The following is a 21,081-nucleotide window of genomic DNA, read 5'->3' on the forward strand; positions in this document are numbered from 1 at the left end:
TAAATTTTAAGGAAACAAACTGTGCAACTTGCTCTGACAGTGCTGGAAATCACCGCGCCAGTGTTCCTTTTGGCCGCCGTCGGCTTTGTCTGGGTTAAGTTAGGATACGAATACCGCGTTGAATTCGTGACAAGATTCGCGATGACGCTGTCCGTTCCCTGTCTGATCTTCACCGCATTGATGGGCACGCAAGTTGACGCTGCGGCGCTTGCGGCGCTGTCGGTTGCCGCCCTTGTGGCCTACGCGCTTGTCACCGTCGCCATGTGGCTTTTGGTTTTGGTGGGGCGGCTGGATCGGCGCACATTCCTCGCGCCACTGATCTTTGGCAACACCGGAAACCTCGGCCTGCCGCTGGCCTTGTTCGCGTTCGGCGACGTCGGGCTTGGCTACGCTGTCGTGGTGTTTGCCGTCATGGCCGTTCTCAGCTTTACGTTTGGCGTCTGGCTGGTGTCGGACGGCGGATCGCTGACCAAAGTCATCAAAGAACCCGTCGTTGCCGCAACAATCCTCGGTGCGCTGTTTTTGTGGCAAGGCTGGCAAACACCGACCTTCCTGACAAACGCGCTGGAACTGATCGGTCAAATGGCGATCCCGATGATGCTGATCACATTGGGCGTGGCCGTGGCCCGCCTGAAACCAAATGCACTCGGCCTTGCGACGCTTCTGGCGGCGATCAAATACGCGGTCTGTGCGGGCGTGGCCGCCGTTGTGGGCATCTGGTTCGGCCTCGATCCCGTCGCTCTCGCTGTGTTGGTGGTGCAGGTGGCGACCCCGGTGGCAGTGACATCCTATATGCTTGCGGCCAAATACGGCGCAGATTCTGACTCAGTGGCGGGCCTCGTCGTGGTCTCAACCCTCATGTCAGTGGTCACTTTACCGCTCATCCTCGCATTTGTGATCTGAACACCGCTTAAAACCGGTTCCCACATTGGCGAAACCCCGCTAAACTGGTCGCAATAAAAATATAATAAAATAAGCGAGAGGCAGATGAGCAAACTCTTTCGCGCCTGTGTATTACTTTTAATTCTGGGAAGCTGCGGCACCCGGGACAGTTCTGCACCGCGCAATCTAGACAACGCCTGTTCCATTCTAACAGAACGCCCGCATTACGTGCGCGCCTTCAAACAGGCTGAACGCAACTTTGGTGTGGAAACCCACGTGTTGATGGCGATGATTTATCAAGAAAGTAAATTCATCGCAGACAACCGCCCCCCCCACCAATACGCCCTTGGCGTCATTCCGACAGGCCGCCAATCGTCCGCACTGGGATATTCCCAAGCGCTTGACGGCACATGGGAAGAATACGTCGATCAACGCGGCGGGCGCGGATCAGATCGCACCGACATTCAGGACGCCGCTGATTTCATGGGCTGGTATATGACTGCCACCGTGCGTGAAAACGGCATCCCGATGAACGACGTCTACAACCAGTATCTGGCCTATCACGACGGCCGCACAGGCTGGCGCCGTGGCACATACCGATCCAAACCATGGTTGGTGCGCATCGCTGGCGAAGTCCGTGACCGTTCTGTGATGTATAACGCACAACTTCGGACCTGCCGCACATTCCGCTAACGGCGGTCTGATCCAATAGAAAAGCGCGCCTCAAGGGGCGCGCTTTGTTGTTTTTAGTGGTCTGGCGTCTGGGGCAAAGGCCGTTAGTTCCCCCAATTGCGCATTTCGCGTTGGATGTTGAACAAAATGTCAGGCACGCGCCCGTCCTTGGCCAAATCACCCAAAATCACCGTGGTCTGCTGGCCTGTATCGTCGGTCACAATCCACTGGCGCAGCTCAACCGGGTTGGAGGTATAGACCATCTGGATATTACCGTACTCGGGATGATCAGGGTCTTGCGCCGTCACGGTCGTCGTTGTCCCGTCACTTGTGTGACCGGTCACCATATTGGTCCGTGCGAAGTCGATATTGCGTTCAAGGATGATCGATAACGGTGTCTGGTTCAGCGGATAGCGATCCGGCCCCGTATCCGACCGCGGATCAAAAATTGCGACCTGTCCGCCCCCTGCAACGACCAGCGATTCCTCGGGCGGGTTATATTCAAACCGCACACGGTTCGGGCGCTTGATAAAAACCGTACCTGTGGAAATCGTGCCATCTGCGTTGATCTGCGTAAATTCACCCTCCGCACTGGTGAACGAGTTAAGATAAGTCGACACTTGCCCAAGCGACAGCTGCTGGGCCTGAGACGGCGAAGCCATGAGCCCTGCAAGCGCGAGGGGCACAGCCAAAAGACAAAGTCGGCGTGTAATCTGGTTCATAATTCCTACCTAATCCGGGTTGCAGCGATTTGCACCTTATCGATGTCACAAACATGGGCCTTGCGCCGCCGTTAAGCGATATCATGCCGCCCGTTACCAGATAACACGCTGATTTTGCTTGCGATGAAAGGGGCTCTGCCCCCGTCGCTGCGCGCCTCCCCCGGGATATTTACAAACCAAAGAAGCCGATTTGCGGCTTTCCCCCCTGCACGATCCCATTTAGCGTCAATTCATTGATCCGGGGGGATTCTTCATGACCGATTTTCTGATGCTGGCGTTTGTGTTCTTGGTCGCGGGGGTGATCGCGGTGCCGATTGCATCGCGCTTGGGCCTTGGATCCGTTCTTGGGTACTTGATCGCGGGCATTCTGATTTCCCCCGTCTTGGCGCTGCTGGGGGTCGATGTGATTGCGATCCAGCATTTCGCCGAATTCGGCGTCGTGATGATGTTGTTCCTTGTCGGGCTGGAACTGGAACCAAAACTGCTTTGGGCCATGCGCGCGCGGCTGATCGGGCTGGGCGGTGGGCAGGTGGTGTTAACGACCCTTGTGGTCATGGCCGCGGCCATGGCCTTTGGCCAAAGTTGGTCTATCGCGCTGGCTATTGGTTTGGTCATGGCATTGTCGTCGACAGCCATCGTTCTGCAAACGCTAAACGAAAAAGGCCTGATGAAAAGTGACGGAGGCCAATCCAGCTTTAGCGTGCTGCTGACCCAGGACATCGCGGTTATTCCAATGCTCGCCTTCATTCCGCTTTTGGCGATTTCCACCCTCGGCGATGTGCCTGCTGATATGGTCGCCCACGGTGAAACCGCCCATGTCGAAGCCCCAGCTGACCCCCACGGCGATCCCCATGCAGCGGATGATCACGGCGATGATCATGGGTCGGGCATGAGCCTTGTTGACGGGCTTGGGCCATGGGCGACTGCGGGCGTTACCATCGCCGCCGTTGCTGCGGTTGTCCTTGGCGGCAGCTTTCTGACTTCCCCGATTTTCCGCTTTGTGGCGGGCGCCAACCTGCGCGAATTGTTTACGGCAACGGCGTTGATGATGGTTATCGGCATCGCGCTTTTGATGTCGCTTGTCGGTCTGTCGCCCGCGCTTGGCACATTCCTTGCGGGTGTCGTTCTTGCCAATTCGGAATACCGCCACGAACTGGAATCCGACATTGATCCCTTCAAGGGTCTGCTGCTTGGCCTGTTTTTCATGACCGTCGGCGCGGGCATTGATTTTGGGCTGCTACAGGCAAATCTGCTTGCCATTGTAGGCATGACCTTGGGGCTGATCGCCGTAAAGGCGGGTGTTCTTTTGATCCTTGCGGTGGTGTTCAAAATCAATGGCGCAGATCGCTGGTTGTTCGCGCTTGGCCTCGCGCAGGCGGGTGAATTCGGCTTTGTGTTGCTGTCTTTCACCGTTGCAAGCAATGTCATCCCCGGCCCGATTGCCGACCTTCTTTTGCTGGTTGTGGCCCTTTCAATGCTTCTGACGCCACTGTTGTTCATCTTTTATGACCGCGTGATCGTGCCGCGTTTTGCGGCCGGCGAAACACGCGAAGAAGACACGATCGAGGAATCCAAAGGCATCATCGTGGCCGGACACGGGCGCATGGGTGTCGTCGTCGGGCGTATGCTGGCCGGTGCCGGATACGGGGCCACCGTCATTGATTATTCGTCCAAACAGATCGATTTCCTCGCTCAGTTCGGGTTTCGCGCCTATTACGGCGATGCGACCCGCCCCGATCTTTTGCATTCTGCTGGCATTGCTGACGCGAAAATTCTGGTCGTCGCGATTGATAACAAGGAACAGGCCACAGCGCTGGTCCACTACGTTCACGCCAATCATCCCCATGTCCACATTGTCGCCCGCGCGATTGACCGCGGTCATGTCTATGATTTGTGGCATGCAGGGTGCCGCGATGTGATCCGCGAAACCTTTGACAGCGCCACCCGCATGGGGCGTTCCGTTTACGAAGCCCTCGGGATTGAGCGCGAAAAATCGAACCTCATGGTTAAGGCCTTCGCGGATATGGATAAGAGATCCCTGCGCGACATGGCCGAACATTATGACCCGGACCTGCCAGCCACACAAAACGAAGCCTACATGACCAACGTGCGCGAAATGATCCAGGTCTGGGAGGCCGAACTGGTCGAGGAAAACAAACGTATCCTTGCAGATGGTGGCGCAAAAACGGGGTCCGAAGACCCCGCCTAAATCACTGCCGTTCCGGGATCAGGATTTCGCGTTTGCCCACATGGTTGGCGCCAGACACGATGCCTTCGTCTTCCATCTGTTCCACCAAACGCGCGGCTTTATTGTACCCGATGGCAAGCTTGCGCTGGATGTAGCTGGTCGAACATTTGCGATCCTTGGCGACAATCGCAACGGCCGTATCATACAGCGCGTCTTCGCCATCCGTGTTCCCGCCAAGGCCAAGCACTTCGTCGATAGACGATGCGTTTTCATCCGCTGGCCCTTCGACAACACCGCTAAAGTATTCCGGCGGGCCGTAAGCCTTAAGGTAGTTCACTATCTCTTCGACTTCTTCGTCGCTACAGAACGGCCCGTGGACGCGCGTAATCTTGGACCCGCCCGCCATATACAGCATGTCACCCATGCCCAGCAGTTGTTCGGCGCCCTGTTCACCAAGGATCGTGCGGCTATCGATTTTGCTGGTCACCTGGAACGAAATCCGCGTCGGAAAGTTCGCCTTGATTGTACCGGTGATCACGTCCACCGACGGGCGCTGCGTCGCCATGATCAGGTGAATACCCGATGCACGCGCCATCTGCGCAAGTCGCTGGATGCAGGCCTCGATCTCTTTGCCGGCAACCATCATCAGGTCGGCCATCTCGTCTACGATGACGACGATATAGGGCAGAACCTCGGGCGTGAATTCATCCGTTTCAAACACGGGTTCGCCCGTGTCATCGTCAAAACCAGTCTGCACCGTGCGGTTAAACTGTTCACCCTTCGCCAAGGCATCCTTCACGCGGCCATTATACCCATCGATATTGCGCACGCCCATTTTGGACATCTTGCGATACCGTTCTTCCATCTCGCCCACGACCCATTTCAGGGCGACAACCGCCTTTTTCGGGTCGGTCACAACAGGCGACAACAGGTGCGGGATGCCGTCATAAACCGACAGTTCCAGCATCTTCGGGTCAATCATGATCATCCGGCATTCTTCAGGGCTCAGCTTATACAGCAGCGACAGGATCATCGTGTTGATGGCGACGGATTTACCAGATCCCGTTGTACCCGCGATCAGCAAGTGGGGCATTTTCGCAAGGTTCGCGATGATCGGTTCACCGCCAATATCCTTACCCAAGGCCAACGGCAGCTTCATGTTGCTATCGCCGAAATCACGTGCGGATAGCATCTCGCGCAGGACAACCATTTCACGGTTCTCGTTCGGCAATTCGATCCCGATCACGCTGCGGCCCGGAACCGTCGACACACGTGCCGACAAGGCGGACATGGATCGCGCGATATCATCGGCCAAACCGATCACGCGGGACGCTTTCAAACCGGGTGCAGGTTCAAGCTCGTACATCGTCACAACCGGACCAGGGCGCACCGACACAATGTCACCTTTGACACCATAATCATCCAGCACGTTTTCCAACATCCGCGCGTTTTCTTCCAACGCTTCGTCGCTCAACACATGGCGGGTGATTTCTTCGGGCGACGACAACAGGCTCAGCGGTGGCATTTCATATTCAGGGCGCTGGTCGTCAAACTTCAACGCGGGCTGGGCTTCTGCCTTGGCTTGGCGCGACGGCGCGGGCGCTTTGCGCACGGGGTGCTGAACAACGGCCTTGGCTTCTGGCACGGGCACCGCAGCAGGTGTGAACGCGGCGGCGGGCGTCGGGGCCACGTCCGCGGCGACATATTCCATCGTCTGATCGGGATACTCTTCGACAAACTCCGCCATAGGTGCATCGCCCGTCGGGGCCATATCAAGTGCGGCCATTTGTTCGGTGTTCAACACCAACGGACGCGGGCCGCTTGCCTTGGCCACAGGCGGTTCAATGCGTTCTGCCGTAGCGTGAACCTGCGGTTCCATCCGGCTGGCAATTGCCGCTGTGATCGCGGGGTTCACACCGGGTTTCGTGGCAACAGTCACCTCTTGCGGTTGGCCGGAACGGCTGCGCACGGCATTCGCGATGCGTGCGGAAATCCGGTCAGTGTCCGCCACAGGCACATCGCCCTGCATGTCTGGTTCTTCGATCAACTCAGGCTCTGGCATCGGGTCAGACCGCTTTAACAGCGATGCAAACAATCCGGGTTTAGCCTCGGGTTCGGCATGGCGCACGGGGGCCGCCAACGGGGCCTGTTCGGTCATGCGCGGCGCGGCAATCGGTTCTTCGATCGGGTCGAAATCCTCATACCGTGTGGGCATCGCAGGGTTCGCACGCACCACGGCCGCAACACGGGCCGTTTCAGCCGCCATGGACGGCGCAGGGATCGCACGTGCGGCCTCCAGTTCTGCCTCATATTCTGCCTTTTCAGCGCGTGACAATTCACGGCGTTCCTGCACCTTGGTGCCCAGAACCTGCGCGCCTTTGTAAGACGCAGACGCCGTCTGCCCCAACAGCTTAAGCAGGCCGGAATAGGCAACGATCACGCCCACCAACAAGAACCGCCCAAGACGACGGATTTCAAACATCGTAAAGCCCAGCGCGAACGCCATCAGCGAAAGCACGCCAAGACCCATCAAAAAGGACATCAATTTAACGCTGAACGTCGTCCCGAACGGCAAAATGGTCAGCAGGATGCTCAGCACCATGTCGCCAAAATGCCCGCCAAGCCCGAAACTTTCGTCCCATCCCGCGCCGGTGTTCAACGTCGCGGCATAGATCGCCGTGACAGCAATCGCGATGGGCGCAAAAATCACCCGCGCGATGGCACGTTCCTGACCATAGTGTAGTGTAAACCGCAGACCCCAGGCCATCAGCACAACAGGCAGCGCCCAGCTTGCGTAGCCCACAATCATGAACAGTGCGGCGGCAAATGACGCACCTGGCCGACCCAGCCAGTTCTGAACAGGGGCATCCGTCGCGGACATGAAATTCGGATCATCAGGCGCATAGGACCACAGCATCATCGACACCATCAAACCGGCCACAAACAGGCCAATCCCCACCAGTTCGCGCCCGCGCTTTTCAATCGCGGCCTGCGTGGAACTGTCGAGTAGTGGATCGCGTTGTCGGGTCTGATAAGATGCCATTTTGCCTATTTCCTCACGTGTACAAACAGTCGCGGATTTGGGTCAAACCGCGCTGCGTTTCTTCTTTTGGGGCGACCAAAGCCACCCGGATATATCCTGAGCCAGGGTCCCCGCTTGGGTCGGGTCGGCTCAGGTAAGCGCCGGGAAGAACCCGAACGCCTGTCTCTTGCCACAGCCTTAGCGTGGCTTTCTCTCCGTCCTCCACAGGAAGCCAAAGGAAAAATCCGGCTTCGGGGGACGTGTAGCTATTGATGCCTGCAAAAACCTCATCCGCGGCGTCAAACTTCGCGCGGTACAGATTACGGTTCTCGATCACATGGGTTTCGTCCGACCAAACCCGCGTCGACACCCGCTGAATGGGCATCGGCACCGGCGCACCGGCATAGGCACGCAACTGGCGCATCTCTTTGGTATTTTTCGGCCCGCTCGCGACAAAACCGGATCGCAGGCCGGGCAGGTTGGATCGTTTGGACAACGAATGAAACACGACAACGCGCTCAGGGTCACAGCCCGTATCGGCCACGGCCTCAAGCGCGCCCATGGGCGGCGTGTCGCGGTAAATCTCGCTGTAACACTCATCCGCGAAAATCTTGAAATCGTGCTTTTCGGCCAGCGCGATCAACGTCGCCCAATATTCGCGCGTCGCCACTGCGCCCTGCGGATTAGCGGGCGAACAAATATAGGCGATTGTCGTGCGGTCCAACACATCAGCGGGCAACGCCGCATAATCCGGCAAATGCCCCGTGTCTTCGGTTGCGGGCACCATCACCGGTTCAGCATTCACCGACAAAGCCGCAATCGCATAGACCTGATAAAACGGGTTGGGCAACAACACGACAGGCTGTTTGCCGTTCTTGGTTTCAGGCGCCAGCGCCATCGCCGCGTTGTACAGCCCTTCGCGCGTGCCGTTCAAAATCATCACGCGGTCTGGTGTAATATCGACAGAATAGCGCCGCGTGATCCAACCACAAATCGCCGCCAACAGCTCTGGCGCGCCTTCGTTTGTTGGGTATTTCGCAAACTCACCAATGGAATCGGCCATCACTTGGGGCACGAACGACGGGAACGCATGGCGCGGTTCACCGATGGTCATGTTTATAGGGTCGCCGCCCGGTTCATGGACGTCGAGTAAGGCGCGCAAGCGCGGCCACGCATAGGCCGGTAGGTTCGAAAACCGCTCGGGGTATGTCATTACTGCCTCAAACTACGACCTCATTAACGGGTCGCTTTCATCCAAAGTAGCCTGACAGGGCTGACCGTGTCCAGAAAAAGGACGCCTTATCGGTCACTTGTGTGGCTTTTACGCCCGATCCGCATTCAGGGCGGCCTGTGCAGCGGCCCCAATCCGCAACAGACGCGCATCATCGCCCCCCGCCACATTGATCAAAATCCCCACCGATGGCACCCCCGTAGGCAGCGCAAGCGACGCCAACCCCATCAGGTTCGCAACCCGCGTATTTCGCAGCGCCTTCAGGTTTTGAACGCGGTAATATTCGGCATCATCGATCAAACGCTGCAAGTTCGGCGGCAATTCCGGCGCACCGGGGCAGACAATGGCATCAAACCCCGCCGTCGCCGCACCGTAGACCGCACGAATGTCGCGCAATTCATCCCAAAGCGACAGATATTCATGGGCCAGCACATCTTTGCCTCCCCGCACCCGCGACAAAATCTGGTGGTACATCTTGTCGGGGTCCGCTTCGACCAAATCACGCCAGTTGGCATAGGCATCCGCCGTGTACAGCGGCAATGACATTTCAAACGCGCGGTCCAGCTCGGGCACGCTCACCGCAACAACCTCCGCCCCCGCGGCCTCCAACGTGGCAACGGCCGCCAGATAGCCCGCCATCACGGCCGCGTCCACATCGTCTAGAACGACAGATTGTAGCGCGCCAAACCGCATTCCCTTCAACGACGCACCGCCCAAATCGGCCGCCGCGCCGCCCTCAAGCGCGGCCAGCATCAACGCCGCATCCTCAACCGTGCGGCACAACGGCCCGACCGTATCAAACTGCGAACACAGCGCGACGGACCCCTCAACAGACAGCCGCCCGAACGTGGTTTTCAGCCCCACAAGGTCATTCCAAACCGACGGAATACGCACCGATCCCCCCGTGTCAGACCCAACAGCCGCCGCCGCCAACCCAAACGCAACAGATGCCGCCGCACCCGACGACGACCCGCCGGGCACCGCAGCCGCATCGTTCACACAAGGCGGTGTGGCCGTGCTCGGGTTATATCCTAACCCCGAAAACGCGATTTCTGTCAGATGGGTTTTCCCCAAACACACAAGGCCCATGCCCGTTGCCACGCGCAGCACCTCTGCATCGCGGTCCGGCACACGGCCCGCCATCAATTTGGTACCCGCTTCGGTCCCGACACCCGCCGTATCAAACAAATCCTTCCAGCTGATCGGCACACCGTCCAACGGCGACAATCGCTGCCCCGCCTTGGCGCGCGCAGATGCCGCCCTAGCCTCGGCGCGGGCACGATCATGGGTCACGCGCGCATAAATCCGGTCGCGCATCTCGTGCCGGTCAATCGCCGCCAGATAGGCCTCGCACAAATCGATGGGGTCAATCTCACCGCGCGCAATTCCGCGCCCCAAATCCGCCGCGCTCGCCCAAAGCCAATCTTGCATTGCTATCTCCTTTGAAAGTGACGGTAGCGACCATGCAGCACATGGACAATCCCGCAGCCGCGCGCATATTGCCTCTTATGAAAACGGACACAGACATCATCATCGTCGGGGGCGGGCTGAATGGCCCCACCCTCGCGATTGCCCTCGCGCAGACGGGCCTGAACGTCACAATCATTGACGCCCTGCCCGCGCCAACCCGCAAACTGCGCGATTTTGACGGGCGGTCTTATGCGCTGGCCCATGCGTCCATGCGGCTGCTGCGCGGGATCGATCTGTGGGATGATGTCAAAGACCACACAGAACCGATGCTGGAAATCAAAGTCACCGATGGGCATGCGGGCACAGGCCCCGCCCCATGGATGATGCACTTTGATCACCGCGAAATCGAAGAAGGCCCCATGGGTTACATGTGCCAAGACCGCCACCTACGCCAAGCCTTGCTGACCAAAATGGACGGCGATGCACGGATCACCCAAGTGTCCGGCGAAACCGTGGTGTCCCAAACCGCAGGCAGCGTCACGCTGGCGTCCGGCAAAACCATCACCGCACAGCTGATTGTGGGGGCAGACGGGCGCGCGTCGGGCACCGCACAGCGCGCAGGCATCAAACGCACGGGCTGGGGCTACGGGCAAACCGCAATCGTCTGCGCCGTTGCCCACGAAAAACCCCACGGCGGCATCGCGCATCAATTCTTTATGCCTGCCGGACCGCTGGCCATTCTGCCGCTTCCCGACAACCGCTGTTCTATCGTGTGGTCGGAAGCCGACGCGCGCGCAGCAGACATCATGGCGATGAAAGACGATGATTTCCTCGATGCCCTGCGCCCTGCTTTCGGCAGTTTCCTCGGTGATATTTCACTGCAAGGCAAACGCTTCAGCTACCCGCTTGGGCTGACCATCGCGAACCGTTTTATCGCTGATCGCGTGGCCCTGATCGGGGACGCGGCGCACGGCGTCCACCCCATCGCGGGCCAGGGTCTGAACGCGGGCCTGCGCGATGTCGCGGCCTTGGTTGATGTCCTGTCAGACGCCAAAGCCCGCGGCGAAGATATCGCCAGCCCGGCCGTTCTGGCCCGTTATGAACAATGGCGCCGGTTTGATACAGCGACCCTCGCCGCCGCGACGGACACGTTCAACAGATTGTTTTCAAACGATAACCCATTGCTGCGCGCGGTGCGTGACGTTGGAATGGGCATGCTAAACGCCGCCCCCGCCCTGCGCCGTTCCTTCATCCGCGAGGCCGCGGGTCTAACAGGTGATCTGCCCAGCCTGATGCGCGGCTAGTCCGGGTCAATCACCCGCGCTTCGTCAATCAACAAAACCGGAATACCGCCGCGAATAGGGTAGGCCAAATGCGCCGCCTTGCTGATCAACTCACCGCGCGCCGCGTCATATGCCAACCGCCCCTGACATTGCGGACACACCAGTGCCTCCAACATTCTGGGGTCAAAATTCTTTTCGCCGTCGGCCATCACTGCATCATTTGTTGTGCGTCATCGCCACTATAAAGCGCATATTCGATCAACGTCACCAGCGTTTCGCGGCGCGTCACCAACGATGGCGCCTCAAGTAACGCTTGTCGTTCTTCGGGTTCAAACGGGCACATCATCGACAATGAATTGATCAACAACTCGGGGTCAGCGTCCGACATTGTCTCCCAGTCCGTGCTCAACCCGCGTTCTTCGAAAAAACGGCCCAGCAAATCCATCAACCCGTCGCGGTCCATGTCAGGGTCGGTCTCTTCCGGCCCAAGATCGGATTCAAAACCCGACCAATCTACCTTAACGCGGCGATAGGGCGTGAATCCCTCAACCTCTTCGCGCAACCGGAACCGCGATCGGCCCGCCAGCGTAATCATATACCGGCCATCTTCGGTTTCCGACATCGCGGTCACGCGCCCCGCGCACCCGATAGAATGCAAACGCCCGGCAGTGCCGTCCGGCGTTTCACACGGTTGCACCATCCCGATCAATCGGCTTTCGGTTTTCAGCACATCATCAAGCATCGCAAGGTAGCGCGGCTCGAACAAATGCAGTGGCAACCGCGCGCGCGGCAGCAAAAGCGCACCGGGCAGCGGAAAGATCGGTATCGTATTCGGTAAATCTGTATGTGTTCCCATGTAGGGCAAACTAGGCCGAACTGCGCGTCAGGCAAATATCATTGATGATAACTTGCGACGACCATTCAAAACGACAGGATCTGTCGGCTTCAAAGCATCGAAAATCGTAAACAATTGCGCCTTGGCGGCCCCGTCATTCCAATCCCGATCGCGGCGAAAAAGATCAAGCAATTGATCAACAGCGCCTTCGGTGTCGCCCGCCGCATGAAGCGCAGTCGCCAGATCAAGCCGCGCTTGGTGGTCGTTTTCATCAGCTTCAACCGCAGCCGTCAATTCCGCAACCGGGCCCGCATCCGCCGCCTGTTTGGCCAGTTCAACAGCCGCACGCGCCGCTTCGATTTCGCTGGCGTCATGAATTTCGGCAGGAACACCATTCAACACCGCTTCTGCTTGGGCCACGTCGTCCATCGCCAGATACGACCGGATCAAACCACCCGCCGCACCCGCATGCATCTCGTCTTCTTCAAGGATCGCGGCAAATGTCTCAACCGCGTCGGCGGCCTCACCCTCGGCCAGCATCGCCTCAGCGGCTTCAACGGCATCATCAAGGCCGTTGTCCTCAGGGCCGGCAAGATCGGCAATCTTGGTCACAAAGGCTTCAATTTCGCTGGGGGGCAGGTTGCCCTGAAACCCGTCCACGGGCTGGCCGTTAAAGAACGCATACACCGTCGGGATCGATTGAATCTGCAACTGGCCCGCAATGCCCTGATTTTGATCAACGTCGATCTTGACCATCTTCACGCGCCCGCCCAGCGCCGTCACCGCCGCCTCAAGCGCGGGACCAAGCGTTTTACACGGGCCACACCACGGCGCCCAGAAATCCACAATCACCGGAATGGTTTTAGAGACCTCGACCACGTCCTGCATAAAGGTCGCATCGCCGCTGTCCTTAATCAGATCATCCGCCGCTGCGGGTTGTTGTCCACCAAGTTCAAGCATCATGTTCTCCGAAAAAAGTTACGTCGTGTTGGCGCCTATATGGGCAACCGCAGCCCAAACGCCAAGGCCTCTACTGGCGTTTGGCACCCATACCAAACCCATACCCGACCCATACCAAAACCATATCAGGGGCCATTTCGGCCCATTTAATGGTACTAACCTATTGATTACAGATCAAAAGTCGCAAAGACAGGGGCGTGATCACTGGGTTGTTCCCATCCGCGAACGGCACGAATGACGCGGCTTGAATGGGCGGCATTTGCGATGTCAGGCGTGGCCCAAACATGGTCAAGACGACGCCCCTTATCGGCCCCGTCCCAGTCCGGTGAACGATAGCTCCACCAGCTGTAAAGCGGGCCGTCAGGGATGTCCGCACGGGTCACATCAACCCAGCCACCAGCGCCCTGAACTTCGGCCAATGCTTCGACCTCAACGGGGGTGTGACTGACCACCTTCAACAACTTCTTGTGGTCCCAAACATCGTCCTCGCGCGGGGCAATATTCAGGTCCCCCACAAGGATCGATTTCGCAGGCGCATTGGCCGTAAAATGGTCCCGCATTTCAGTGAGGTAATCGAGCTTTTGACCAAACTTTTCGTTGATCTCGCGGTTGGGTTTATCGCCCCCCGCAGGCACGTAAAAATTGTGCACCGTCACGCCATTTTCCAGCCGCCCCGCAATGTGGCGCGCATGGCCCAGATCGGCGAAATCCTCAGCACCGGCTTCCTCGATTTTCATCTTCGAAAAGATCGCGACACCGTTGTAACCCTTTTGCCCACGGGCGACCATGTGACGATAGCCAAGTGCTTGAAATTGCTCCAAAGGGATCTTGTCTACGGGGCTTTTGCATTCCTGCAAACACAGCACATCGGGCGCTTCTTGCGACATCAAACGCGCGACCAACCCCTCACGAAGACGGACTGAATTGATGTTCCAGGTGGCAAGGGTAAAGGGCATGATGTTCTCCTGATTTCGCGGTGATCCTAGCCGTATCAGCCCTGCTTTGCCAGCCAGTCCGACACCTTTGCCAGCCCCTGTTTCAACACTTCGGGGTAACAGGCAAATCCGATGCGCACATAGCCCTCAACGCCCAAGCTGGAACCGGGCGTGAACATGACGCCAGTATCGCGCAAAAGGGCGACGCAAAGGTCATAGGATTTCATTGGCACATCCAATGCCACAAACGCCGTCGTGCCCGCCTGCGGTTTCACATATCGCGCCTTGGCTTCACCTCTCACCCAGTGGTCGAGAACCGCCAGATTACCCCGTGTAATCTCACGTGATCTTTCCAGCACAACATCCCGCGCCTCAAGCGCCATAGCCGCAAAATAATCGTCAACCATGCCAACGGAAATAGTCGTATAATCGCGGTGGATTTCGCAGTCATCCAGCAGGGATTCCGGCCCCACAATCCACCCCAATCGCAACCCCGCCAACGAATACGCCTTGGACGTCGACCCCGTCGAAATCCCCTTGTCATAGACCTCAACAATCGATGGCACAGACGCCCCTTGTTCGGTGCCGCGATACACCTCATCGCATAGCACCCACGCGTCCACAGATCGCGCAATTTCCGCCACCTTTTCAAGGCCCTCACGGTCGATCAGCGCGCCCGTCGGGTTGTTGGGATTGGTCAGCGCGATGACCTTTGTAGCAGGCGTCACGGCCGCTGCAACGGCGTCCCAATCGGGCAACCAACCGGCAGTTTCTTTCAAGGAAACTTCGCTCACCTGCGCACCCAAACTGCGCGGAATCGCGGTGTGTTGCTGATAAGTCGGCGTGATCGCCACGACATGATCCCCCGCACCCACAAGCGCCTGATACACCATGTGATTGGCCCCGATTGTCCCGTGCGTAATCAACACGTTTTCGGCGCGCTGACCGTCAAACATATCCGCCACCAAACCGCGCAAACGGGTCGACCCGCGGATCTCTCCGTAGGTCATTTGCATCGCCGCCAAATCGCCCGGCATTTGTTGCGTCGTCCCCGCCATTTGCATCAGCTCGGCCAAGGTCAAAGAGGCCACACAGGTCTCGGCCAAATTCAACTCACACTTGGTCTCCCAGGCGTTCATCCACTGCTCGACCCCGAAAGGTTCAATTTTCATGAAAAGCTCCTTTTGTTGGCGGCAGTTGACCAGCCCCGCGTGGCGTCGTCTAGATGGCGCGAACAAAAGGATTGCATCATGACCAAAGAAGGCCACCACCTCGACCCTACTGACTGGGATGCTTTCGGGCGTGATATGCATGATCTGCTTGAGACCTGCCTGACCCGTATGAAAGGCGCGCGCGATCTACCGTGGCAGCAAAAACCAACCGAGATGGGCGTTGAACTGGACGGCACCGCGACCCCCACCGCAGACGTGTTCACCCAGATCACAGACACGGTCATGCCCTACGCCACAGGCAACACGCACCCCGCCTTTTTTGGTTGGGTCCACGGCACAGGCCTGCCCGTCGGGGTCGGCGCTGAACTGATCGCTGCCACGATGAATTCCAACTGCGGCGGGCGTGACCACGGCGCTGCCGAAGTTGAGCGTGAGGTGATCAACTGGCTGACCCGCACCGCCGGAATGCCTAACACCGCGTTCGGGATTCTGACGACGGGAACATCACAGGCGACGATCCTTGCCCTTTCCGCCGCCCGCGCCCGTGCCTTTGGAATGGACGTGCGCAAAAAAGGCATCCGCGCCCTGCCTGAAGTCCGCGTTTACATGGCGAAAGGCGCACATTCCTGCGTTGCCAAAGCGCTGGAAATCATGGGGCACGGGTCTGATTGTGTGCGCCAAATTCCGGTAAATGACATGTCCCAAATGGATGTGCCCGCCTTGAAGGCCGCGATTGATGAAGACCGCGCAAATGGCCTTGCTCCGCTGGCGATAATCGGTACGGCCGGGTCTGTTGGTGTTGGTGCCTACGATGATCTGAACGCCATCGCAGACCTCGCCGCACAAGAAGAAATCTGGATGCACGTCGATGCGGCCTTCGGTTATTGGTCCCGCCTTGCTGATAGCCCTTACCGCGAATTGTCTGACGGGATCGGGCGCGCGGACTCCATCGCGCTGGACACACACAAATGGCCCGGCGTGCAATACGATTGCGGTGCCTGCCTGATATCAGACCGCGATCTGCACAGATCCACATTTTCATCCCGCCCTGCGTACCTCGAATCAGCCAAATCCGGCCTTGCGGGTGGCGATTTATGGTTCTGCGACTACGGAATCGAACTCAGCCGCGGGTTCAAGGCCCTCAAGGTCTGGACGGCCATCAAAACACTGGGCGCGGACGCCATGGGCCAAGCCATTACAGACAACTGCAAACAGGCCGCATTAATGGCGGACCTTGTGAACGCATCACCCCATTTGACCCTGCAACACGACGTCATTTCAAACCTGTGCTGCTTCTCGGTGGCCAAAGGCGATGTCACAAAAATCGCGGCTGACCTACAGAATGCGGGCAAAGGCGTGTTTTCCACAATCACCGTAAATGGCATTCCCTGCCTGCGCGCCGCCATCGTTGGCCACCGCACGACAAGCAATGACATCCGTGCCGCAATCACAGCCGTCGAGGCAACCCAAACCTAACCCTTCTTTGGTTTATAAATATCTCGGGGGTCTGGGGGCAGCGCCCCCAGCTGATCGGACAGGCTCTGCCTGTTCGACAAAAAAAGCCCCGACCGAAAATGGCCGGGGCAAGTCCAACAGGGAGGTGGTGATGTAACCCCATCACCAAGGGAACTTTACGCGACCAAACGGTAGCCGCCGCTTTCCGTCACCAACAAACGCGCGTTGGACGGATCAGGTTCAATCTTTTGGCGCAGACGATAAATGTGGGTTTCCAGTGTGTGTGTCGTAACACCTGCGTTATATCCCCAGACCTCGTGCAGTAGCACATCACGGGCGACAACGCCTTCGGTGGCGCGGTACAGGAATTTCAGGATATTTGTCTCTTTTTCCGTGAGTCGGATTTTCTTTTCGTCCTCTGTCACCAACATCTTTTGCGCAGGCTGGAACGTATACGGCCCAAGCGTGAATACAGCGTCTTCGGATTGTTCATGCGTGCGCAACTGGGCACGGATACGGGCCAAAAGGACCGGGAATTTGAACGGTTTGGTGACATAATCGTTCGCACCAGCGTCCAGTCCCAGAATCGTATCACTGTCGCCGTCATGGCCTGTCAGCATCACAATCGGGCATTTCACGCCTTGTTTGCGCATCAAACGGCAGAGTTCGCGGCCATCAGTATCGGGCAGGCCAACGTCCAGTATCACAAGGTCGTACAGACCTTCTTTGGCCTTCGTCATGGCCTCTGCACCATTACCGGCCTCGAAGACGTCGAAATCTTCGGTCATCAGCAATTGTTCACCCAGCGCCTCGCGCAGGTCCTCATCATCATCGACGAGCAGGATTTTCTTGAGTTGTGCCATTACTGGTGTCTCCTTGGTTGCATTACAGATGTGTTGAGATACGAGTTCACACAAGTTTTATGGCATCCGCTCACGCCGTCGTGTCACCAGCAGGGTAAATGTTTCAATTTATCACGGATACAGGTATCGGAAGGGGGCAAAGAAAGCCCAATTATGACATTCGCACCCGACCCGACAGAACGTCTTGCCCGCGCCCGCGCAGATTTGCGTATGGGGGTCCCTGTCGTTTTGGAAGACGGTTTGGTCATTCTGGCCGTCGAAACGCTCACTCCGGGCAGGTTTCAGATGCTGCGCGACATGTCGGAAAACCCGCTTTTGACGATTACAGGTTGGCGGGCACAGACGCTTAAGGCGCGTGCCTATGATGGTGACGTGGCGCGCATCAACCTTCCGGAATATGCGACAATGACATGGGTGCGTTCAATCGCGGACCCTGCGGATGATCTGAACCATCCAATGAAGGGTCCGTTGTTTACAGTGCGCGACGGCGCCGCAGGGCCACACCGTGCTGCGATTGCTTTGGTGAAATCCGCGCAACTGCTGCCCGCGATCCTGAGTGTTGAGGTCTTTGACCCCGCCACGTTTGCCGCGACCCATGATCTGACACTGGTTTCGCGTTCGGCGGCTGACCCCGCAGACCAGGGCGCGCTAAACCGTGTCGTTCACGCCCGCCTGCCCATGGATGCGTCAGAGGCGGGGCGTTTGCACATCTTTCGCCCCGATGACGGAGGCGAGGAGCACTACGCAATTGAGATCGGCCATCCGGACCGCAGCAAACCCGTTCTCACCCGTCTGCATTCAGCGTGTTTTACCGGCGATGTTTTGGGGTCTCTCAAATGTGATTGCGGCCCACAACTGCGCGGGGCGATGGCGCAGATGGGGGCCGAAGGGGCCGGCGTGCTGCTTTATCTAAACCAAGAAGGGCGCGGCATCGGGCTGGCCAACAAGATGCGGGCCTATTCGCTTCAGGATCAGGGATTTGACACGGTTGAGGCAAATCACCGCCTTGGCTTTGACGATGATGAACGCAATTTCCGCATCGGCGCGGATATTCTGAAGGACATGGGGTTTAGCGCGGTTCGCCTGCTGACCAACAATCCCGCCAAGGTCGATAAACTGACCGATTGCGGGCTAACGGTAACAGAGCGCGTGCCGCTGAAGGTTGGCGAAAATCGCCACAACACATCCTACCTTGCGACGAAGGCCGCGAAATCGGGCCACATCCTTTAGCGTGCGAACCGCAGCAGGACCGCCCCAATGATTGTGGTGAACGTGGCAAAAACTTTCATCAGGTCCAGACGTTCCTTCATAAAGAACACCCCGATGAACAGCGCAAAGATGATGGATGATTCCCGCAGTGCCGTCACAAGCGCGATGGGCGCTTGCATGAATCCCCACACGACCAACGCATAGGCGCAATAGGATGCGCCGCCGCCAACGATGAAAACAAACCGTCCTTCGGTCCGCAATCGCGACAGCAGGCCCGGTTTGGTCGCCCTTAGGAATCCTGCAAAGATCAGGGCGCTGCCGATGGCCGACCAGCCATAAAACCCGACAGCCGTGCCCGCAACGCGCGCGCCCAAACCATCAACCAGCGAATATCCCGCGATGAAACAACCCGTGATCGCCGCCAACAATGCGGCCTTCGGGTTGCGCGCCCCGCCGTGGCCGCGCACCAAACCGAGCGACAACAGGCCGGTCCCGATCAGAACAATTGCCATGACTTCCTGCCAGCCGAGGATCACATTCAGGAATGACACCGACACCATTGCGACAATCAAAGGGGCAATACCCCGCGCAACAGGGTAGACCTGCGTCAGGTCACCGATCTTGTAGGAATTGAGAAGGAATATCTGATACCCGAAATGCAAGGCAAGCGAGCCGAGCAGATACGGCCAGCACGCCAAATCAGGCATTGGCACAAACGCGAGGCCAACAATCGCATAAGGAAGGTGCCCGATTATAACCCCCGCCATACTAAGGTGTTTGTCCGCGGCACCCTTTGCCAAGGCATTCCAGCAGGCGTGCAGCAACGCCGCCAGCAAAGTCGTCCCGATAACAATCGTCGGCATTCGCATCCCCTTTTGCCGCACATTAGGCGCAGGACGATGGCTTGAACAACCCGTGCCCTTCTGGTCAGTCTTGGAACATGAAAGCCACTGATCTTGTCGTTACGCCCACCCATCTGCGGTTCATGGGCCGCAAATTTCCCTGTTCGGTGGGGAAAGGCGGCATCAGCACCAATAAGAAGGAAGGCGACGGCGCCACACCGCGCGGCACGCATCGTTTGGTGGGGATGCTTTATCGGCCTGACAAGATGGTGCGGCCAACTGATTGGGCGCTCCCGATCCGGCCCCGCGATCTTTGGTCAGATGATCCAACCCACGAAGACTACAATATGATGGTGCGCGCGCCCTATCCGCACAGCCACGAAAAACTGCGCCGTGCGGACCGCCTGTATGATCTGGTGATTCTAACCGATTGGAACTGGCCCTACGCCGTCAAAGGACGCGGGTCGGCCATCTTTATACATCGCTGGCGCAAACCGGGGCACCCGACCGAAGGCTGTATCGGGCTGCGGCCAGCTGATTTGGCGTGGATCGCGCCCCGCATCCAACATTCGACCCGTCTTATTGTGCTGTAGGTACGCGATCCCCGAAAATGGCTGACCCGACACGAATGTGCGTCGCACCCAAGGGGACCGCGGATTCAAAATCACCCGACATTCCCATGGACAACCCGTTGAGACCATTGCGCGCGGCGATCTTAGCGAGCAGCGCGAAATGCAGTGACGGTTCTTCTTCTACAGGTGGAATACACATCAACCCACGCACAGGCAGGTCCAACGCAATGCTTTCAGCGATGAACGCATCGGCCTCTGACGGTAGGATACCGGCCTTTTGCGACTCAGCGCCGGTGTTCACTTGTATATAGAGGTCAGGACATGCGCCCATTTCTTGCGCCAGACGCGCAATGGTTTTGGCCAGCTTGGGACGATCAAGCGTGTGGATGGCCTGTGACAGTTCCATCGCCTGCCGCACCTTGTTGGTTTGCAACGGGCCAATGATGTGCAGTTCGATCCCGTCATAGTGTTCACGAAAATCCGGCCACTTCCCTGCGGCCTCTTGAACGCGGTTTTCCCCGAAGACTCTGTGGCCCTCCTCAAGAATCGCCTGCACCCTTTCATTCGGCTGCACCTTAGATACCGCAATCAACGTGGTTTCCCCGACATTGCGACCAGCCTTGGCCTCTGCGGCGTGCAAACGGGCGGTGATTTGCTCTAGGGACATGATAAGCTCCTGATGGTATTACGTGTTTTGTGTTGCAACCTGACATAGGGCGTTACCATCCCGCTGTCATCTACGCAGGTCCGTTACCTGCGGTGTGGCACGTCTGCATCATTTTTACGGCAGGTCCGGTTTGCACGGCCAAATTCCTTGAGTGTGCAAGG

Annotated in this window: 19 protein-coding genes; 7 read left to right on the top strand and 12 right to left on the bottom strand. The window is 58.0% G+C overall.

Features of this window, described 5'->3' with window-relative positions; translation table 11 throughout:
- The first annotated feature begins 21 nt into the window (after positions 1 to 21).
- Both L0664_RS09580 and L0664_RS09585 read left to right on the top strand, forming a co-directional pair.
- On the top strand, positions 22 to 903 hold the full coding sequence (locus L0664_RS09580; protein ID WP_235225581.1) for an AEC family transporter: 882 nt from the start codon (positions 22 to 24) through the stop codon (positions 901 to 903).
- A gap of 84 nt (positions 904 to 987) precedes the next feature.
- A complete protein-coding gene (locus tag L0664_RS09585) occupies positions 988 to 1,575 on the top strand; it encodes a transglycosylase SLT domain-containing protein (RefSeq protein WP_235225582.1) in 588 nt (195 codons plus the stop codon).
- An 83-nt stretch (positions 1,576 to 1,658) separates the two neighbouring features.
- Here the strand turns inward: L0664_RS09585 and L0664_RS09590 are convergent, their stop codons facing one another.
- On the bottom strand, positions 1,659 to 2,276 hold the full coding sequence (locus L0664_RS09590; RefSeq protein WP_235225583.1) for a LolA family protein: 618 nt from the start codon (positions 2,274 to 2,276) through the stop codon (positions 1,659 to 1,661).
- A 253-nt stretch (positions 2,277 to 2,529) separates the two neighbouring features.
- Between L0664_RS09590 and L0664_RS09595 the strand changes: the two genes are divergently transcribed.
- The gene (locus L0664_RS09595) at positions 2,530 to 4,485 is read left to right on the top strand and encodes a cation:proton antiporter domain-containing protein (protein ID WP_235225584.1); all 1,956 of its coding nucleotides are present in this window, start codon (positions 2,530 to 2,532) and stop codon (positions 4,483 to 4,485) included.
- Between the two features lies 1 nt (position 4,486).
- Here the strand turns inward: L0664_RS09595 and L0664_RS09600 are convergent, their stop codons facing one another.
- From L0664_RS09600 to L0664_RS09610, 3 genes are all read right to left on the bottom strand, one after another.
- Complete coding sequence (locus L0664_RS09600; RefSeq protein ID WP_235225585.1) at positions 4,487 to 7,507, bottom strand: DNA translocase FtsK; 3,021 nt, start codon at positions 7,505 to 7,507, stop codon at positions 4,487 to 4,489.
- Positions 7,508 to 7,520: 13 nt separating this feature from the next.
- Entirely contained in the window at positions 7,521 to 8,699 is a 1,179-nt protein-coding gene (locus L0664_RS09605) for an aminotransferase class I/II-fold pyridoxal phosphate-dependent enzyme (RefSeq protein WP_235225586.1), read from the bottom strand.
- Positions 8,700 to 8,807: 108 nt separating this feature from the next.
- A complete protein-coding gene (locus tag L0664_RS09610; protein WP_235225587.1) occupies positions 8,808 to 10,148 on the bottom strand; it encodes an amidase in 1,341 nt (446 codons plus the stop codon).
- A 41-nt stretch (positions 10,149 to 10,189) separates the two neighbouring features.
- On the opposite strand from L0664_RS09610, the gene L0664_RS09615 reads away from it, so the two are divergent.
- The gene (locus tag L0664_RS09615) at positions 10,190 to 11,431 is read left to right on the top strand and encodes a UbiH/UbiF/VisC/COQ6 family ubiquinone biosynthesis hydroxylase (protein ID WP_235225588.1); all 1,242 of its coding nucleotides are present in this window, start codon (positions 10,190 to 10,192) and stop codon (positions 11,429 to 11,431) included.
- Here the strand turns inward: L0664_RS09615 and L0664_RS09620 are convergent.
- The 5 genes from L0664_RS09620 to L0664_RS09640 all read right to left on the bottom strand — a co-directional run bounded on the left by L0664_RS09620 (position 11,428) and on the right by L0664_RS09640 (position 15,312).
- Positions 11,428 to 11,619: a Trm112 family protein gene (locus L0664_RS09620; protein WP_235225589.1), complete on the bottom strand. Its 192-nt coding sequence runs from the start codon at positions 11,617 to 11,619 to the stop codon at positions 11,428 to 11,430. The genes L0664_RS09615 and L0664_RS09620 overlap by 4 nt on opposite strands.
- Positions 11,619 to 12,266: an LON peptidase substrate-binding domain-containing protein gene (locus tag L0664_RS09625; RefSeq protein WP_235225590.1), complete on the bottom strand. Its 648-nt coding sequence runs from the start codon at positions 12,264 to 12,266 to the stop codon at positions 11,619 to 11,621. Before L0664_RS09625 ends, L0664_RS09620 begins: the two co-directional genes overlap by 1 nt.
- A gap of 27 nt (positions 12,267 to 12,293) precedes the next feature.
- Positions 12,294 to 13,205, bottom strand: coding sequence for a thioredoxin family protein (locus L0664_RS09630; protein WP_235226170.1), 912 nt, complete (start codon positions 13,203 to 13,205; stop codon positions 12,294 to 12,296).
- A 167-nt stretch (positions 13,206 to 13,372) separates the two neighbouring features.
- Positions 13,373 to 14,161, bottom strand: a complete 789-nt coding sequence (locus L0664_RS09635; protein ID WP_235225591.1) for an exodeoxyribonuclease III — start codon at positions 14,159 to 14,161, stop codon at positions 13,373 to 13,375.
- A 35-nt stretch (positions 14,162 to 14,196) separates the two neighbouring features.
- Positions 14,197 to 15,312 carry an aminotransferase gene (locus L0664_RS09640; protein ID WP_235225592.1) on the bottom strand — a complete coding sequence of 372 codons (1,116 nt, stop codon included), beginning with the start codon at positions 15,310 to 15,312 and terminating at the stop codon, positions 14,197 to 14,199.
- A 78-nt stretch (positions 15,313 to 15,390) separates the two neighbouring features.
- Here L0664_RS09640 and L0664_RS09645 point away from each other — a divergent pair, with 78 nt between their 5' ends.
- Complete coding sequence (locus tag L0664_RS09645; RefSeq protein WP_235225593.1) at positions 15,391 to 16,788, top strand: pyridoxal phosphate-dependent decarboxylase family protein; 1,398 nt, start codon at positions 15,391 to 15,393, stop codon at positions 16,786 to 16,788.
- Positions 16,789 to 16,943: 155 nt separating this feature from the next.
- On the opposite strand, the gene L0664_RS09650 is transcribed toward L0664_RS09645, so the two are convergent.
- Positions 16,944 to 17,630, bottom strand: coding sequence for a response regulator transcription factor (locus L0664_RS09650; protein WP_235225594.1), 687 nt, complete (start codon positions 17,628 to 17,630; stop codon positions 16,944 to 16,946).
- Positions 17,631 to 17,783: 153 nt separating this feature from the next.
- Between L0664_RS09650 and ribA the strand changes: the two genes are divergently transcribed.
- On the top strand, positions 17,784 to 18,860 hold the full coding sequence (ribA, locus tag L0664_RS09655; RefSeq protein ID WP_235225595.1) for a GTP cyclohydrolase II: 1,077 nt from the start codon (positions 17,784 to 17,786) through the stop codon (positions 18,858 to 18,860).
- Here the strand turns inward: ribA and L0664_RS09660 are convergent.
- A complete protein-coding gene (locus L0664_RS09660; RefSeq protein WP_235225596.1) occupies positions 18,857 to 19,702 on the bottom strand; it encodes a DMT family transporter in 846 nt (281 codons plus the stop codon). The two genes, ribA and L0664_RS09660, sit on opposite strands and share 4 nt — an antisense overlap.
- Before the next feature lie 77 nt (positions 19,703 to 19,779).
- On the opposite strand from L0664_RS09660, the gene L0664_RS09665 reads away from it, so the two are divergent.
- A complete protein-coding gene (locus L0664_RS09665) occupies positions 19,780 to 20,274 on the top strand; it encodes a L,D-transpeptidase family protein (RefSeq protein WP_235225597.1) in 495 nt (164 codons plus the stop codon).
- Here L0664_RS09665 and L0664_RS09670 read toward each other — a convergent pair.
- Positions 20,261 to 20,920 carry a YggS family pyridoxal phosphate-dependent enzyme gene (locus L0664_RS09670; RefSeq protein WP_235225598.1) on the bottom strand — a complete coding sequence of 220 codons (660 nt, stop codon included), beginning with the start codon at positions 20,918 to 20,920 and terminating at the stop codon, positions 20,261 to 20,263. The genes L0664_RS09665 and L0664_RS09670 overlap by 14 nt on opposite strands.
- Between the last annotated feature and the right edge of the window lie 161 nt (positions 20,921 to 21,081).

The organism is Octadecabacter dasysiphoniae (assembly GCF_021532615.1).
Classification (GTDB): domain Bacteria; phylum Pseudomonadota; class Alphaproteobacteria; order Rhodobacterales; family Rhodobacteraceae; genus Octadecabacter; species Octadecabacter dasysiphoniae.

Coding starts and splice junctions, on each gene's coding strand:
- L0664_RS09670 (WP_235225598.1), bottom strand. CDS start 20,920: ATGTCCCTAGAGCAAATCACCGCCCGTTTGCACGCCGCAGAGGCCAAG.
- L0664_RS09640 (WP_235225592.1), bottom strand. CDS start 15,312: ATGAAAATTGAACCTTTCGGGGTCGAGCAGTGGATGAACGCCTGGGAG.
- L0664_RS09615 (WP_235225588.1), top strand. CDS start 10,190: ATGGACAATCCCGCAGCCGCGCGCATATTGCCTCTTATGAAAACGGAC.
- L0664_RS09625 (WP_235225590.1), bottom strand. CDS start 12,266: ATGGGAACACATACAGATTTACCGAATACGATACCGATCTTTCCGCTG.
- L0664_RS09600 (WP_235225585.1), bottom strand. CDS start 7,507: ATGGCATCTTATCAGACCCGACAACGCGATCCACTACTCGACAGTTCC.
- L0664_RS09650 (WP_235225594.1), bottom strand. CDS start 17,630: ATGGCACAACTCAAGAAAATCCTGCTCGTCGATGATGATGAGGACCTG.
- L0664_RS09595 (WP_235225584.1), top strand. CDS start 2,530: ATGACCGATTTTCTGATGCTGGCGTTTGTGTTCTTGGTCGCGGGGGTG.
- L0664_RS09660 (WP_235225596.1), bottom strand. CDS start 19,702: ATGCCGACGATTGTTATCGGGACGACTTTGCTGGCGGCGTTGCTGCAC.
- L0664_RS09665 (WP_235225597.1), top strand. CDS start 19,780: ATGAAAGCCACTGATCTTGTCGTTACGCCCACCCATCTGCGGTTCATG.
- L0664_RS09635 (WP_235225591.1), bottom strand. CDS start 14,161: ATGCCCTTTACCCTTGCCACCTGGAACATCAATTCAGTCCGTCTTCGT.
- L0664_RS09620 (WP_235225589.1), bottom strand. CDS start 11,619: ATGGCCGACGGCGAAAAGAATTTTGACCCCAGAATGTTGGAGGCACTG.
- L0664_RS09630 (WP_235226170.1), bottom strand. CDS start 13,205: ATGCTTGAACTTGGTGGACAACAACCCGCAGCGGCGGATGATCTGATT.
- L0664_RS09585 (WP_235225582.1), top strand. CDS start 988: ATGAGCAAACTCTTTCGCGCCTGTGTATTACTTTTAATTCTGGGAAGC.
- L0664_RS09605 (WP_235225586.1), bottom strand. CDS start 8,699: ATGACATACCCCGAGCGGTTTTCGAACCTACCGGCCTATGCGTGGCCG.
- L0664_RS09645 (WP_235225593.1), top strand. CDS start 15,391: ATGACCAAAGAAGGCCACCACCTCGACCCTACTGACTGGGATGCTTTC.
- L0664_RS09590 (WP_235225583.1), bottom strand. CDS start 2,276: ATGAACCAGATTACACGCCGACTTTGTCTTTTGGCTGTGCCCCTCGCG.
- ribA (WP_235225595.1), top strand. CDS start 17,784: ATGACATTCGCACCCGACCCGACAGAACGTCTTGCCCGCGCCCGCGCA.
- L0664_RS09610 (WP_235225587.1), bottom strand. CDS start 10,148: ATGCAAGATTGGCTTTGGGCGAGCGCGGCGGATTTGGGGCGCGGAATT.